Origin of the sequence: Agrobacterium vitis, assembly GCF_013337045.2 — a bacterium.
Lineage (GTDB): Bacteria > Pseudomonadota > Alphaproteobacteria > Rhizobiales > Rhizobiaceae > Allorhizobium > Allorhizobium vitis_B.
The window spans coordinates 2,243,515-2,258,931 of record NZ_CP118259.1 but is presented as its reverse complement, the minus strand read 5'-3'; the positions used below and the strand labels follow the sequence as shown (position 1 = coordinate 2,258,931).

Genomic DNA, 15,417 nt, shown 5'->3' with positions numbered 1-15,417 from the left:
CATCTTTACTCGAGACAGGGAGGCACGCATGACCGATATCCACTGGATGCGCCACCCCGCTGCACGAATTCTCCGTCAGCGCTGAGCCCTCTCGACTTTTCCTTAACCTGTCGAAACGCCATCGCCTGAACTGCGCTCTTGCCTGATCTGCAATCTTTGCAAGAGGCGATGTCTTTCTCAATCCCATGGCTGATTTCGCCTGAACCTTTGCAGTCAGGCGGTCATGCCGCCAATCGGCTGGCCCTTTCGCGGTTGGCCGCCGTTTACCGATTGAGCTTGCCATATCCCGGTTGCTTTGCCGCGATACGCGCTATATCGGTCCGGCAAGCTGATGGAGACTGAAGATGTTTACCTGGTTCGAACGCCAACTCAATCCCTATCCGGTCGAGCAACCCAGCCTGCCGCCCAAGGGCCTGTTCCGCTTCATCTGGCATTATACCAGGCCCGCTGCCGGCTGGCTGGCGCTGATGGCCGTGCTGGTGATGCTGATTGCGGTGGGCGAGGTGATGCTCTTCCAGTTTCTCGGCGATATCGTCACCTGGCTCTCCCATGCCAACCGCGATACGTTCCTGCAAACCGAGGGCTGGCGGCTGGTGGGCATGGGGGCCTTGGTCCTGGTGTTTCTGCCGGGCATTGCCACGATCAATTCACTGATCGTGCATCAGACGCTGCTGGGCAATTTCCCGATGATCGCCCGCTGGCAGATGCATCGCTTTCTGCTTAACCATTCCATGACGTTTTTCGCCAATGAGTTTTCTGGCCGGGTCTCGACCAAGGTCATGCAGACCTCGCTGGCGGTGCGCGAAACCGTGGTCAAGGTGCTGGATGTCTTTGTCTATGTCATCACCTATTTCATCTCGATGCTGGTGGTGATTGCCTCCGCCGACCTGCGTCTGCTGGTGCCGATGCTGGTCTGGCTGGGCATCTATATCTCGATCGTCACCTATTACGTGCCCAGGCTGCGCAAGATTGCCGCACTCCAGGCCGATACCCGCTCGACCATGACCGGGCGGATCGTTGACAGCTATACCAATATCGCCACGGTCAAGCTGTTCTCCCATACCAGGCGGGAGGAGGACTATGCCAAGGGTGCGATGGACGAATTCCTGCAATCCGTGCATGCGCAGATGCGCAAGGTGACGCTGTTCCAGGTTCTGGTCTATCTCAACAATTGCACGGTCATCTTCATGATCGGCACGCTCTCCGTTTGGCTGTGGCTGACGGCCTCCATCCAGGTCGGCGCTATCGCCATTGCCATCGGGCTTGCCATGCGGGTCAACAGCATGTCGCAATGGGTGATGTGGGAAGTCTCGGCGCTGTTTGAAAATATCGGCACCGTCTATGACGGCATGGACATGATGACCAAGCCCCATGACATTACCGACAAGCCCGATGCAAAGCCACTGACCGTGCCGAAGGGCGAAATCGTCTATGACAAAGTTCGCTTCCATTATGGCAAGTCGCGCGGCGTGATCGACGATTTCTCGCTGATCATAAAGGCTGGCGAAAAGGTCGGGCTGGTTGGCCGCTCCGGCGCTGGCAAGACGACGCTGATGAACCTGCTGCTGCGGTTCTACGATGTCGAAAAGGGCCACGTCACCATCGACGGGCAGGATATCGGGTCGGTGACCCAGGATAGCCTGCGCGGCCAGATCGGCGTCGTCACGCAGGATACCTCGCTGCTGCACCGCTCGATCCGCGACAACATCGCCTATGGCCGCCCGGATGCCAGCGATGCCGAAGTGGTCGAGGCGGCAAAACGCGCCAATGCCTGGGACTTCATCGAGAACCTCGTCGATATGCAAGGCCGGGTTGGTCTGGATGCGCAGGTGGGTGAGCGGGGCGTGAAACTGTCAGGCGGTCAGCGCCAGCGGATTGCCATCGCCCGGGTCTTCCTGAAAAATGCGCCAATCCTGGTGCTGGACGAGGCGACCTCTGCGCTTGACTCTGAGGTAGAGGCCGCCATTCAGGAGAGCTTGTTTGCCTTGATGGAGGGCAAGACGGTGATCGCCATCGCCCATCGCCTCTCGACCTTGACCGAAATGGACCGTCTCGTGGTGCTGGACAAGGGCCGGATCATCGAGACCGGCACCCATCACCAGCTCGCCAGCCAGAGCGGCGTCTATGCCGATCTATGGAACCGCCAGTCTGGCGGGTTTTTGGCCGACGAGGCCAACGAGGTGCAGGAAACGGCGGCGGAGTGATCCGCCGTCTTTGTTTGCTGGCAGCCGCTCTCATTTCCGGCGTCATGCTCGGCCTTGTGTCGAGCATCTGATACGGCTGACTGTCTTGAATGAAGGTGATGGCATGGATCTGGCGGCAGATCCTGGTTGAAAAGCTATACGGGCCTATAACGGCTTTCGGAAGACGACGACGCGCTGTGTCTCCTCAAAGCCCAAAGCGGTATGGAGCGCATGGCTGGCTGAATTGTCTAGCGGCGCGTCAGAGCCAAATTCAACACATCCAAGCGACTTTCCCCATTCGGCAACGGCATTGCAAAGCAATCCTGCAATCCCTTGTCGCCTGTCAGCGGGCCAGACATAAATTCCTTCGAGGAATAGAACGGGCGAACTGCTGCATCCATTCACATAATCATGTCGCAAGCTGGCCTCAGCAAAGCCGACCGCTTCATTCGCGGTGTTTCGGGCGATAAACGCGATGGCTTTTCCATTTTCCGAGAGAAACGTTCGGACCAATTCAGCGCGATGATCTTCAAGTGTGTGATGCGGCCAGAGCGCGGTACGAAGCTGCGCCCACGGCTCAACATCTTTTATCGTCCCAATCTCAACAATCAACTTCATATTGGGGTTCCCTTCAGGGCGATTTCGGCTCGACGTACAGGTGTCACGGCAACCAGGGTGTTACCATCCTGATCACGCAAATATAACCGGCCAATCGACATCAGCACCTTTGTCCCGGTCCGCAATAGCCCTAGTTTGCGAGAGAACCGACTCGTCCCGTTCGGCTCTATCGAGGTCCCGCTCCATGCTGATTGCCGCCGTCATCCGTCTATTCGAACGCTGGGTCGATCCCTTTACCGAGCGTGCGGATCTTTGCCCACCGCGCGGCACCACGGCTTTCGTGTGGTTTTACGTGCGCCAAGCCAAGTGGGCATTTTTTGCCATGGCGATATTTGGTGGCGCGGTGGCGGTCATGGAAGCCAGCATGTTCTGGTTTGTCGGGCGGCTGGTGGATCTGATCGATACCGTCCCCAAAGCGGCAGGCTGGCAGGGGCTGCTCGGTGCGCATGGGCTTGAACTGCTGGGCATTGCCGCCGTTGTCGTCTTCGTGCGATTTGCGGTGATCACGCTGAGCGCGCTGGTCGAAGAACAGGTCGTGGTGCTGAATTTCCTCAATCTGGTGCGCTGGCAAAGCCATGTGCATGTCGCGCGCCAATCGCTGAACTTCTTCCATAATGATTTTGCCGGGCGGATTGCCACCAAGGTCTGGGCGGGCGGGCAGGCAACGGGCGATCTCCTGACGTCGCTGTTGCAAGTCGCCTGGTTCATGGTGATCTATACGATTTCCACCATGGCGCTTTTGGCGCAACTGGACTGGGTGCTGGCGGCGATCATCGCCGTATGGGTGCTGGTTTTCGCTGTGCTGGCCCGCTATTTCGTACCGCGCATCCGCCGCCATGCCCGTGACACAGCCGAAGCAGGTTCGGCGCTGACCGGCAGGCTGGTGGATAGCTATGCGAATATCCAGACCCTGAAATTGTTTGCCCGCGAACGGCAGAACGATCATTACATCCGCGCCGGGTTCGAGCGGTTCCAGGCGGCACAGGCACCCTTTACCCGGCTGATCACCGGGGTGCGCGCCTCGCTGGCACTGCTGTCGGGCGGTATGATCCTGATGATTGCCGCCGTCTGCATCGACCGGTGGTTTTCAGGGGCGATGACGGCGGGTGGCATGGCGTTTACCCTTGGCCTCGTTCTGCGCCTCAGCATGCTGCTAAACCGGATGATGACCCAGTTGAACGGTATGATGCGCAATATCGGCACGATCCAGAACGCCGCCGAGATGATTTCCCAGCCCATCGGCCTGAAGGACCGGCCCGATGCCAAAGTGCTCGCTGTCACCGGTCCGGAAATCCGCTTTGAGGATGTGTCTTTCCATTATGGCAAGCAGAAGGGGGCCATCGATCATCTGTCGCTGACCATCAAGCCCGGCGAGAAAGTCGGCATTGTCGGGCGCTCCGGGGCTGGCAAGACCACGCTGGTCAACCTTCTGCTGCGGTTCTACGATGTCGAGGGCGGCGCGATCCGGATCGATGGTCAGGATCTGCGCGCGGTGACGCAGGAAAGCCTGCGGGGCAAGATCGGCATGGTGACCCAGGATACAGCCCTGCTGCACCGCTCGATCCGTGACAACATCCTGTTTGGCCGCGATGAGGCGAGCGAAGAGCAACTGCGCGCCGCCGCCGATCAGGCCGAGGCGCTGGGCTTTATCGAAAAACTGGTCGATCAGCGCGGCCGCACCGGCTTTGACGTCCATGTCGGCGAACGCGGCGTGAAACTTTCCGGCGGCCAGCGCCAGCGGATCGCCATCGCCCGGGTGATGCTGAAGGATGCGCCGATCCTGGTGCTGGACGAGGCGACCTCGGCGCTCGATTCGGAAGTGGAAGCCGCCATCCAGTCCAATCTGGAACAGCTGATGACCGGCAAAACCGTGCTCGCCATCGCCCACCGCCTCTCCACCATCGCCAGCCTCGACCGCCTCGTGGTGATCGACCAGGGTCGGATCATCGAAGAGGGCAGCCATGACGAACTGGTGGAGCGGGGCGGGCTCTACGCCGAGCTTTGGGCGCGCCAATCGGGGGGATTTATTGGCGGTGAGGAGGCGGATCGGGCGGCGGAATAATGATCATAAGCGTTGCATGCGAGCGGAATAATGAACTCCGACCCGGAAGGACGGCTCAGATTTTAGGTTCAGTAAATGGATTAGCAATGAACTTGCCGATCAGCATGCTCGCTGAGTGATTGTCCAGATGATAAGCGAATTCGAGAGCCCGCACGCAGAAGAGATCACTCATTCCAAGCGCCTTGAGAGAATAGATTAGTCTTTCTTCCTTTCGGAAAACGATCTTTAAAAAGGTAATCGCCAGCCTCCAGCGAAGCGTCCTCATTTTCGTGAAAGACCCCTTCGTTTTCGTTATCTCATACATGGACCAGCCTGATTCATTCGAGGTAATTTTTGTATTACGAACCCGCTATCTAACGCCCCCTGGACCTTCTTCCAGTGGCAATTCCCTTATCACAACATGCCCACTTTCTTTAGCCAGACGATTGCGAGATTAGGCCATTGTCCTACCGGTAAATCAGGCTTTCGCAGCGCAAACGCATGACCTCCCCTATCAAAAATATGGAGTTCGGTGGGCACGCCAGCTTTCTTGAGGCCATCCGCATAAACCTTGCTATTGCAGGGGTTATCGACGTCGTCGTCGCTTGCTTGAACGAGAAATGTCGGCGGCGCCGCTTTCGTGATCGCGAAATTTAAATGCCTAGGTTGGCCGGAATCGTAACACATATGCCCCGGATATGCAGCGATAGCAAAGTCCGGGTGGCTGCTCAACTTGTCTGCTTCATCCACGGGCACGTAATTGGGCTTCGAAATATTGCTTATTTCAGCGACCAAAAACCCGCCGGATGAAAATCCAATCACGCCAACTTTGTGTGGATCGATATTCAATGTCTGCGAGCGCGCTCTGACGAGGCGAACCGTGCGCTGTGCGTCTTGAAGGGCTCGGCGTATTTTTGGGATAACCCGGCAATGGCAGTCGGGGTCCCAATAATCGTCACTTCCTGGCACTCGATATTTGAGAAGAATACAGGTTATGCCGTTGCCTGTTATCCAATCGCAGATCTCGGTACCCTCCAGGTCCATTGCCAGAACACGGAACCCGCCGCCGGGAAACACCACGATTGCAGTGCCGCTGTTCTTACCTTTAGGCGGGTAAATAGTCATTGTTGGATGGGTTACGTTAAGGATCGTCTGCTTTCCCGGTTTCAAACTCTCTGGTGGGAGTGAAATAGTCTCCATGTCTGGCGCTTCATGGGGCCAGATTGGAATTTGCTGAATGCCGCCCGAAGGTTGCCAAACTTGATTGTCTTCTGCTTCAGCTTGCCAACTAGTGGCAAACACACCAATCAAAGTGAATATTACAAAGAAAAATATTTGCGCCATTTGGATAAGGCCTTTTTTGTCGGCGGCCAATTCTCTATGTCGATAATTAGGATTGAAAATGTCTGACTTTGGGCATTGGGTGCAAAATTATGGACGTGCAAGATAAATGCGGAAGAGTGCGGGTGCAATGTCTTCTGTGGCTGTCGTCCTTTCGATAATCTGGATGCGGACGGACGTGAGCTTCATCACCCCTTCGGCAGCAGCAGATCGGTGATCAGTCCATAATGGTTGGAGCCGAAATTCGAGGGAATGCGTGACAGCTTCGCCGCCATCAGCGGGCTGCGGATGAAAATATGGTCGATTGGCACGCCGAAGGCGCCGCCGATGATTGGCCATGTGGCGGGCTCCAACCCGGTCGTGGTCATGCCGGTGACTTTCAGCAGTTTCTGCATGTCGGGTGCCAGCGTCGAGGCATTGAAATCACCGGCCAGCAGGAGAGGGCCATCGATGCCGCTCAAGACGTCGCCCAGCTCTCCCAGTTCCTCCATGTGGTAGCCGTCGAAATAGGGCTTGCTCAAATGGGCGGCTGCCAGATGCAAGGCGGTGCCGCCGACGTGGATTTTCGCCATGGCGAACCGGTCGCGCCTGAGATCGCTGAGATTGCCGACATAGATCATATCAAGCGGATATTTCGAGAGGATCATCAGGTCGCAGGTCGGCGTGTGCTCGCCGCAGCCGATCCGATAAGGGTAGGTCTTCACCAGCCGGTCGAGATGCAGGGAAACGGGGGCCGCCTCCATCACATAGGCGACATCCGCCCCCGATTCGAGAATGTAATCGGTGATCGCACCGCCGTTTTCCAGGTTGTCGCCCAGCACGTTGAAGGACAGGACCCTGAACGGCTGCATGCGCGCCAGATCAATCCGGGGTGTTTGCGGCAGGGTGGCCCAGATCATCCAGACGGCATGACCGGCGATGAACAGTGTGGCGGCCAGAAGGGTCATGGTGAACAGGCCGGGGCGCAGCGCCAGGCAGAACAGCGCCATGAGCAACATGGCCAGCCCGGCGTGCAGCTGAAGGCTATAGATCACCCCCGCACCCCAGAAACTGGTCGTGTAACGCAGGGCAAAGACGCCAAGGGCAAGCACGAGCAGGGTTGCCATGATGTGCAGCAGCATCGATTTCATCTTCTTGCCTTTTGCGGGATTGCAGTGTTATGCAGCCTATAGGGTGTCGACTGCGCTTCTATAACACTTTCTATTTGTTGCATGATTTTATCTTCAAGCCGGTTCCGGTTGTCGTCCCATGCTTCAATCGCCATGCATACGGCCTGTCAGATGGCACGGAACCTGATTTCCGAAAAGACAATATCCTGCAATCAAGCCTGCACCTTTGGGCTTCATAACGAGACTGCCAAAATCCCGAGGTCAACTCACAACGATTACACATGCGGATCACGAAAATTTTGCAGCGCAACAGTCACTTGCGCATTGCACAAGTCTTGACTTTTTTCAAATCAGGTTTGCAGTCAAAAGCGTGAAAAACCGGGCTCTTCTCGTGTCCTGGCTCTTGATAAAGCGCAAATCCCTGCAATTGCAGGGGAATTTTTATCCCTGGTTTTCCTAAAGTTTTCCGCGACATGTTGCCTCTGATGCGGTTGAACACTGGACAGATTTCACCAGCGCGCATAGAAATTGACTTGGAGGCGGAGAATCTATGGCGATTTTGTGGCGTCATGGATGCCGTCAGGGGGACCGCTGCCGTAGGACCTGCTCGTTGAACGGGTATTGCGGCGGATGAAAAGTGATCGAGCGTCCTTTGCGGGTGAGAGTGACCCATGGCGCTCCAACGGTTTGTCGCAGGCGATGCGAAGAGGATGGTTTGACCGTGAGCGAACACAATACACAGACTGAAACTGCGGGCGGAGGCATGGGCGCGGGCGAGCCGACGCGCCGCGACTTCCTTTATCTCGCCACCGGCATGGCGGGCGCAGTTGGCGTTGCGGCTGTGGCCTGGCCCTTTATCGACCAGATGCGGCCCGATGCCTCGACCCTGGCTCTGGCCTCTATCGAGGTAGATGTCTCGGCTCTTCAGCCGGGCATGTCGCTGACGGTCAAATGGCGCGGCAAGCCGGTCTTCATCCGCAACCGCACCGACAAGGAAGTGGAAGAGGCCAAGGGCGTGCCGATTGCCCAGCTGAAGGACCCGGTGGCGCGCAACGCCAATGCCGGCGACGACGCCCAGGCGACCGATCTTGCCCGCTCGGCGGGGCAGGGCAAGGAAAACTGGATCGTGATGATCGGCTCCTGCACCCATCTCGGCTGCGTACCGCTTGGTCAGGCCGGGGAATATGGCGGGTGGTTCTGTCCCTGTCATGGCTCTGTCTACGATACGGCCGGCCGTATCCGCAAAGGCCCGGCGCCGGAAAACCTGCATATTCCAAATTATGGGTTCGTATCCAATACCGTGATCAAGATCGGCTGAGGGGGAGAGATTGATGAGTGGGCATTCCAGTTACCAGCCTTCGAGCGGGCTGACACGGTGGATCGATCAGCGGCTACCCTTGCCGCGCTTGGTCTATGATAGTTTCATTGCTTTTCCCGTACCGCGCAATCTGAACTACGCCTATACATTCGGTGCCATGCTGGCCGTGATGCTGATCGTGCAGATCCTGACCGGCGTCGTGCTGGCCATGCATTATACCGCTGATACCACTGTTGCTTTCAACTCCGTCGAAAAGATCATGCGCGACGTCAACCATGGTTGGCTGCTGCGCTATATGCATGCCAATGGCGCGTCCTTCTTCTTCATCGCCGTCTACCTGCATATCGCCCGCGGTCTTTACTATGGGTCCTACAAGGCGCCCCGCGAAATCCTCTGGATTCTCGGTGTGGTGATCTTCCTGCTGATGATGGCAACCGCCTTCATGGGCTACGTTCTGCCCTGGGGCCAGATGTCCTTCTGGGGTGCGACTGTTATCACCGGCTTCTTCTCGGCCTTTCCTTATGTGGGCGAGTGGATCCAGACCTTCCTGCTTGGTGGCTTCGCCGTCGATCAGCCAACGCTGAATCGGTTCTTCTCGCTGCATTACCTGCTGCCCTTCATGATCGCAGGCGTGGTTATCCTGCATATCTGGGCACTGCATGTCACCGGGCAGACCAATCCGACCGGGGTTGAGGTGAAGTCAAAGACCGACACGGTGCCGTTTACGCCCTATGCGACGCTGAAGGACGCCTTCGGCGTGTCGATCTTCCTGATCGCCTATGCCTGGTTCATCTTCTACATGCCGAACTTCCTCGGCCATCCCGACAATTACATCATGGCCGATCCGCTAAAGACCCCGGCACATATCGTGCCTGAATGGTACTTCCTGCCGTTCTACGCCATGCTGCGTGCCATCACCTTCAACGTGCTGTTCATCGATTCCAAGCTGGGCGGCGTGTTGGTGATGTTCGGGGCGATCATCGTCTTGTTCTTCCTGCCCTGGCTGGATACGTCCAAGGTGCGTTCCGCCGTGTACCGTCCCTGGTACAAGCTGTTCTTCTGGATCTTTGTCGCCGATTGCATTCTGCTGGGTTGGCTCGGTTCACGTCAGCCGACGGATACATTCACCACCATGGCGCAGTTCGGGACGCTGTATTACTTCGGCTTTTTCCTGGTGATCATGCCGCTGCTCGGTCTGCTGGAAACGCCAAGGCGCGTGCCGAACTCCATTACCGAGGCTGTTCTGGCCAAAGCCGGCAAAACCGAAGCGCATGTCTGAGACAGGCAGGGAGAGGATAAACTCAATGAAGAAGCTTGCCACAAGCCTCCTGTCGCTGGCATTCGCCACCGGTCTCGGCTTTTCCGCAGCGCTTGCGCAGGAACATGCGGAAGGCGAAACGCCCCATTACCCCATTCATAAGCCAGCCCCGGTGGAATGGAGTTTTTCCGGGCCTTTCGGCAAATATGACAAGGGGCAATTGCAGCGCGGACTGAAGATCTACAAGGAAGTCTGTTCCGCCTGCCATTCCATGAACCTGGTTTCCTTCCGTACGCTGGAAGGCCTTGGCTATTCGGAAGCGCAGGTGAAGACCTTTGCCGCCGAATACGAAGTGCAGGACGGGCCGAACGCATCCGGCGAAATGTATACCCGCAAGGCCGTGCCTTCGGATCATTTCCCGTCGCCCTTCCCCAACCATGAAGCCGCCGCTGCCGCCAATAATGGCGCCGCACCACCGGACATGTCGCTGCTGGCCAAGGCACGCGGCATCGAGCGTGGTTTCCCGACCTTCATCTTTGATATCTTCACGCAATATCAGGAGGGCGGGCCGGATTATATCCACGCGCTGCTGACCGGCTATCAGGACCCGCCGGCTGGCGTGACGGTGGCCGAAGGCACCCATTATAACCCGTATTTCTCTGCCGCCTCGGCCCTTGCCATGGCTCCGCCGCTCAGCGAGGGGCAGGTGACTTATGACGATGGCGCGCCGCAGACCGTCGATCAATATGCCAAGGACGTCTCGGCCTTCCTGATGTGGGCTGCCGAGCCGCATCTGGAAGAACGCAAGCGCACTGGCTTCATGGTCATGGTTTTCTTGCTGATTTTCTCCGGCCTGGTCTACCTGACCAAAAAATCGGTCTATGCCAACAAGGGGCATTGATTGACCCTTGGGGTGACGCAATTTCGAAAAGGCGGCTTTCGGGCCGCCTTTTTCGTCTTTCGTTTCACCCAAATACCATAAGACACGCCGCGGCGATGGCTGTGGGATGGCAGGACATATTCCCTCTGGACAGAGCCTTAAATTGATTCCGATTTAAGATTTTATGCAGTAGGGTCCGGCGCAACTAGAAATTCCGTCAGCCGGGCAGACCATGACACAGATTTCCCAGGAACTTTCCGCCGCTATCCGCTCCATTCCGGATTATCCCAAGCCCGGCATCGTGTTTCGCGATATCACCACGCTGCTCGGCAATCCACGCGCTTTTCGCCGCGCCGTCGATGAACTAGTGCAACCCTATGCCGGGTTGAAGATCGACAAGATCGCTGGCATGGAAGCACGCGGCTTCATTCTGGGCGGGGCGGTGGCGCATCAGCTGTCTGCCGGTTTCGTGCCGATCCGCAAGAAGGGCAAGCTGCCGCACACGACGGTGCGGATCGCCTATAGCCTGGAATATGGCGTGGACGAGATGGAAATGCATGTCGATGCCGTGCAGCCCGGTGAAAAGGTCATTCTGGTCGATGACCTGATCGCCACTGGCGGCACCGCCGTCGGCGCAGTGCAGCTACTGCGTCAGATCGGCGCCGACGTCGTCTCCGCCTGCTTCGTCATCGACCTGCCGGATCTCGGCGGCCGCAAGAAGCTGGAAGCTCTAGGTGTTGAAGTGCGCACGCTGGTGGAATTTTCCGGGCATTGATCTTTATTGAACCGAAACGACGGATGCCGCGATGGATCACGATCTTCTAGCTCATTTGCCGCTGCGCAAAAGGCGGGAGCTGGATCGTGTTCTGAAAATTCTCTTCGAGGAATTCGACGAGGCGCAAAAGGGCAGGCTTTCGGCCAAGAACAAGGGCGGCCAGATTCTCAAGGTCCTCCTGTTCGGCTCTTACGCGCGTGGCAACTGGGTCGAGGACCATGCCAGCGGCTACTACTCGGATTACGATATACTGGTCGTGGTCAACACGGAGACCTTTGCCGACGAGGATGAATTCTGGCGCACGGCCCATGACCGCATCATCCGCGAAGAGCAGGTCACCAAGCGCCTGAAAACCCCGGTAAATTTCATCGTCCATTCGCTTCATGACGTGAACGACAAGCTGGCCCAGGGACTGCCGTTTTTCGTCGATGTTATCAGCGATGGCATTCCTCTTTACGAGGTGCCGGGCCATGGCTTTGCTGAACCGAAGCCGATCACTGCCGAAGAGAGACAAGCGCGGGCGCAAGCCTATTTTGATGACTGGTTTCCGAGCGCTGTCTATAATGTGACACTGGCGGGCTATGCCAGCAAGGACATGCAGCTCAAACAGGCGGCTTTCAACCTCCATCAGGCCACGGAACGCTTTTATCACTGCGTCCTGCTGGTTTTCACTCTCTATAGCCCACCGCTTCATAGCCTTCGGAAGCTCAGGCCCCTGGCTGAGAGCTATGACGCCCGTCTTCGAGACGTCTGGCCGCCGAAAAACCGTTTGGCACGTCGTTGTTTTGACCGGCTGCATCGCGCTTATGTCGAGGCTCGCTATTCCACCCAATACAAGGTGACCTCTGAAGAGCTTGACTGGCTGTTCGATGCGGTCACACGATTGCAGACGGCTGTAGAGATGGTTTGCCGTGAAAGGCTGGCCGCTGCCGAATAGCCAGCGTTGTTTATTTGCTTCGCGTCAGCGCTCGGCCAGCGCCAGTCTGACGCTCATCAACAGGAATGCGGCGGAAAATCCTTTGTAGAGCGTTTTGACCGTTCTTGGCTTTGAGAGGATATGCTTGCGCAATCCGCTTGCCATCCAGCCATAGAGGGCGAAGACGATGAATGTCATCGCCATGAACAGGCCCGAGCAGAGGACGAATTGCCTGATGGCCTGCGGGGCCTTGCCATCAACGAATTGCGGCAGGAAGGCCAGGAAAAACAGCGAGAGTTTCGGGTTCAGCAGGTTGATCAGCACGGCTTTGCCGATGATTCGCAAGGCATTGTACGGCTGGGGTTGCTCCTGGCTCATCTCGATTTCGCCGCCGCGCCAGAGGCTGGCTGCCATATAGAGCAAATAGACGACACCGGCGATTTTGACTGCTTGGAAGAGGGTTTCATTTGCGGCCAGTATCGCTGCCAGGCCAAAACTGGCTGCTGCCATATGGGGCAGAATGCCCAGCGTGCAGCCGAAGGCGGCAATGGTTGCGGCTCGCCATCCGCCGGACAGTGCGACAGTCAGAGTGTAAAGCGCTCCGGTTCCGGGTGTTGCAACGATGATGAGGGATGTCAGGTAAAAATCGAGAGGCATGATGAGTGACCGCGCTGTGTTGATCCTTGCGCCATTTGGTCACCACTTGCCCGTCCGGTCTTGAATGGAATTGCAGGTTCCTCTCAGGCCCGAAAAGCCGCAGGTGTGAGGCCATATCGGCGTTTGAATTCTCGCGTCATATGGCTTTGGTCGGCATAGCCGCAGGTAGCGGCGATGTCGGCAAGGCTGCTCTTACCCGATAGAATCAGGCGGCGGGCCTGGTTGGCGCGCTGCTGCAGAATATAGGCATGGGGCGTCAGCCCGGTCATGGCCTGGAAAGCCCGCAGCGTTTGGAATCGGCTGGCATTTGCGACAGTGGCCAAGTCCTGGAGGGATGGATTTGCCGCCGGGTCGTCACAGATCATCTGCCTGACCCGCTCCATGGGCGGATCGTTCTTCGGCCGCACTGCATTGCTTCGCCAAGAGATCAGTGGCGCCAGCAGGTCAATCAGGGTCTCGTCTTGGGCCAGGGCTGCCGCTGACCCTTTGCCTTCGCGCATGGCTTGAAAGGCACGGTAGAACCGGTTCGCCCAATCCGGATTGTCGAAGACCGGTCTTTCGAATTCAACCTGTCCGGTCTCGCCTAGATCCGTCTGCATGTCGTTGAGAAACTCCGGCTCCATATAGAGCATCAACCAATGTCGGCCGTGGTCATCGAGTGGCGCGCCATCATGCACCTCTCCAGGATTGACGGTGATGATGTTGCCGGGCTCAGCCGTGACCTGGCCCCGGCCAGAGGCTGATATCTGCCCGCCATTGACGATCAGCCCGATGCCGAACTCGTCGTGGGTGTGTCGAGAAAATCTGTGTTTACTTTGGGCGCAAACGGCGCGAAGCCGTGGGTCTCTGGGCCGGAATGACTGAAAGTCCTGCATCCGGCCCATCGCCCTTAACCCTTTACCGCCTTGGCAATATCATCGGCAATTTCTTCCGGTTTGGTGATCGGCGCATAGCGGGCAATCGGTGTGCCGTCGCGCCCAACAAGGAATTTGGTGAAATTCCATTTGATCGCTTCGGTGCCGAGAATGCCGCGCACTTCGTGGGTCAGGTATTTGTAAAGCGGGTGGGCCTCGTTGCCTTTGACATCAATCTTGGCAAACATCGGGAAGCTGACCTTGAAATTTAGGTCGCAGAAACTGGCAATTTCGGCTTCCGATCCCGGTTCCTGGCCGCCGAACTGGTTGCAGGGAAAGCCGATGATGACGAGATCGTCCTGAAAACGCTTTTGCAGGGTCTCCAGGCCTTCATATTGCGGTGTGAAGCCGCATTTGCTGGCGGTGTTGACGATCAGGAGCAGTTTTCCGGCAAATTCGGCAAGCTTGCGCTCCCGACCGGTAATATCCTTGGCTGAAAAGTCATGAACGTTCATTGTCATTCTCCTGTTCGAGCACGGTGCTGACGAAACGCAGCACCGGCTCGCCCTGCTGGTTCATACCCTCGGCAACGCTGGCGTGGAGGTGCCAGCCGGGACGCGACCTGAGCGCACGGCTGTTTTGTGCCGTCAGGCTATAGGTAATGTCGTCCCCGGCATAGACCGGTTTCAGCCATTTCAGGTCGGTAAAGCCGGGCGAGGGGCCAAGTCGCGGCGGTGTCACGCCTTCGGCAAGGGCTTTGGCGTTGGCTTCGCCCATGAAGTCGAGAAAGGTGCGCATCCACACTGAACAGGTGTGCCAACCGGAAGCGCAGAGACCGCCGAAGACGTAGGACTTCGCCGCTTCCGCATCGACATGGAAGGGTTGCGGATCGAATTTTGTAGCAAAGCGGATAATGTCTTCCGCGTTGAAATGGCGGGTGCCGAGCACGACTTTTTGCTCGAAGGGGAACAGGTCAACCATTCTCATGCCGCATCTCCTGCCGGTTGGCGCTGGCGCATCATGGCCGCATTGCGGGCGACGATGACGGTTTCGCCCTTCTGGTTGACCAGTTCATGGCGGCTGGTGATGACACCGATTCCCGGGCGCGAGCGCAATGGCCGGGCCTCTTCAACCAGGGAAAAGCCACTCAGGGTATCACCCGCCAGGACAGGCGTTTTCCACTGCACGAAGTCGATGCCCGGCGCGCCTTCGGAATAGGAGCGCAGGATATAGCTGTCGATCATCATCCGCATTAAAAGCCCGCAGGTATGCCAGCCGGAGGCCGCCAAGCCGCCGAGAATGCTGGCCTCACCGGCTGCCGCATCGAGATGCATCGGCTGCGGATCGAACTCTGTGGCAAACTCTATAATGTCGTTTAAATCCACCGTAACGGGGCCAAGCGGCAGGCGTGTACCAACCGGAAAATCTTCAAAATATAATTTGTCTGTCTGCATAATATCCTCTCTG

At 57.4% G+C, this 15,417-nt stretch carries 16 protein-coding genes; 7 read left to right on the top strand and 9 right to left on the bottom strand.

Annotated elements, in window-relative coordinates:
* Positions 1–344: 344 nt before the first annotated feature.
* Positions 345–2,204: an ABC transporter ATP-binding protein gene (locus G6L01_RS10940; protein WP_070164178.1), complete on the top strand. Its 1,860-nt coding sequence runs from the start codon at positions 345–347 to the stop codon at positions 2,202–2,204.
* Positions 2,205–2,348: 144 nt separating this feature from the next.
* Here the strand turns inward: G6L01_RS10940 and aac(6') are convergent, their stop codons facing one another.
* On the bottom strand, positions 2,349–2,801 hold the full coding sequence (gene aac(6'), locus G6L01_RS10935; protein WP_070164179.1) for an aminoglycoside 6'-N-acetyltransferase: 453 nt from the start codon (positions 2,799–2,801) through the stop codon (positions 2,349–2,351).
* Between the two features lie 184 nt (positions 2,802–2,985).
* On the opposite strand from aac(6'), the gene G6L01_RS10930 reads away from it, so the two are divergent.
* Entirely contained in the window at positions 2,986–4,863 is a 1,878-nt protein-coding gene (locus G6L01_RS10930) for an ABC transporter ATP-binding protein (RefSeq protein WP_071207117.1), read from the top strand.
* Between the two features lie 393 nt (positions 4,864–5,256).
* Here the strand turns inward: G6L01_RS10930 and G6L01_RS10925 are convergent, their stop codons facing one another.
* The 3 genes from G6L01_RS10925 to G6L01_RS10915 all read right to left on the bottom strand — a co-directional run bounded on the left by G6L01_RS10925 (position 5,257) and on the right by G6L01_RS10915 (position 7,863).
* A complete protein-coding gene (locus tag G6L01_RS10925; protein ID WP_197432329.1) occupies positions 5,257–6,216 on the bottom strand; it encodes an alpha/beta hydrolase in 960 nt (319 codons plus the stop codon).
* Between the two features lie 155 nt (positions 6,217–6,371).
* Positions 6,372–7,313, bottom strand: a complete 942-nt coding sequence (locus tag G6L01_RS10920; RefSeq protein WP_070164182.1) for an endonuclease/exonuclease/phosphatase family protein — start codon at positions 7,311–7,313, stop codon at positions 6,372–6,374.
* 292 nt (positions 7,314–7,605) lie between these two features.
* Entirely contained in the window at positions 7,606–7,863 is a 258-nt protein-coding gene (locus tag G6L01_RS10915; protein WP_139190226.1) for a hypothetical protein, read from the bottom strand.
* A gap of 150 nt (positions 7,864–8,013) precedes the next feature.
* Here G6L01_RS10915 and petA point away from each other — a divergent pair, with 150 nt between their 5' ends.
* The 5 genes from petA to G6L01_RS10890 all read left to right on the top strand — a co-directional run bounded on the left by petA (position 8,014) and on the right by G6L01_RS10890 (position 12,460).
* Positions 8,014–8,610 (top strand): ubiquinol-cytochrome c reductase iron-sulfur subunit, encoded by a 597-nt coding sequence (petA, locus tag G6L01_RS10910; protein WP_070164203.1) that lies wholly within the window; start codon positions 8,014–8,016, stop codon positions 8,608–8,610.
* A 13-nt stretch (positions 8,611–8,623) separates the two neighbouring features.
* Positions 8,624–9,889 (top strand): cytochrome b, encoded by a 1,266-nt coding sequence (locus tag G6L01_RS10905; RefSeq protein WP_070164183.1) that lies wholly within the window; start codon positions 8,624–8,626, stop codon positions 9,887–9,889.
* A gap of 25 nt (positions 9,890–9,914) precedes the next feature.
* Complete coding sequence (locus tag G6L01_RS10900) at positions 9,915–10,769, top strand: cytochrome c1 (RefSeq protein WP_070164184.1); 855 nt, start codon at positions 9,915–9,917, stop codon at positions 10,767–10,769.
* Between the two features lie 211 nt (positions 10,770–10,980).
* Complete coding sequence (locus G6L01_RS10895) at positions 10,981–11,523, top strand: adenine phosphoribosyltransferase (protein WP_041696913.1); 543 nt, start codon at positions 10,981–10,983, stop codon at positions 11,521–11,523.
* Between the two features lie 31 nt (positions 11,524–11,554).
* On the top strand, positions 11,555–12,460 hold the full coding sequence (locus tag G6L01_RS10890) for a HEPN domain-containing protein (protein WP_070164185.1): 906 nt from the start codon (positions 11,555–11,557) through the stop codon (positions 12,458–12,460).
* A gap of 24 nt (positions 12,461–12,484) precedes the next feature.
* On the opposite strand, the gene G6L01_RS10885 is transcribed toward G6L01_RS10890, so the two are convergent.
* From G6L01_RS10885 to G6L01_RS10865, 5 genes are all read right to left on the bottom strand, one after another.
* Positions 12,485–13,096 (bottom strand): LysE family translocator, encoded by a 612-nt coding sequence (locus tag G6L01_RS10885; protein ID WP_070164186.1) that lies wholly within the window; start codon positions 13,094–13,096, stop codon positions 12,485–12,487.
* 83 nt (positions 13,097–13,179) lie between these two features.
* Positions 13,180–13,971: a helix-turn-helix transcriptional regulator gene (locus G6L01_RS10880; RefSeq protein WP_081343998.1), complete on the bottom strand. Its 792-nt coding sequence runs from the start codon at positions 13,969–13,971 to the stop codon at positions 13,180–13,182.
* 14 nt (positions 13,972–13,985) lie between these two features.
* Positions 13,986–14,465: a glutathione peroxidase gene (locus G6L01_RS10875; RefSeq protein WP_015916712.1), complete on the bottom strand. Its 480-nt coding sequence runs from the start codon at positions 14,463–14,465 to the stop codon at positions 13,986–13,988.
* Positions 14,452–14,937 carry a MaoC family dehydratase gene (locus tag G6L01_RS10870; protein ID WP_070164188.1) on the bottom strand — a complete coding sequence of 162 codons (486 nt, stop codon included), beginning with the start codon at positions 14,935–14,937 and terminating at the stop codon, positions 14,452–14,454. Before G6L01_RS10870 ends, G6L01_RS10875 begins: the two co-directional genes overlap by 14 nt.
* A complete protein-coding gene (locus G6L01_RS10865; protein WP_070164204.1) occupies positions 14,934–15,404 on the bottom strand; it encodes a MaoC family dehydratase in 471 nt (156 codons plus the stop codon). The genes G6L01_RS10870 and G6L01_RS10865 overlap by 4 nt, the downstream gene beginning before the upstream one ends.
* Positions 15,405–15,417: the final 13 nt, after the last annotated feature.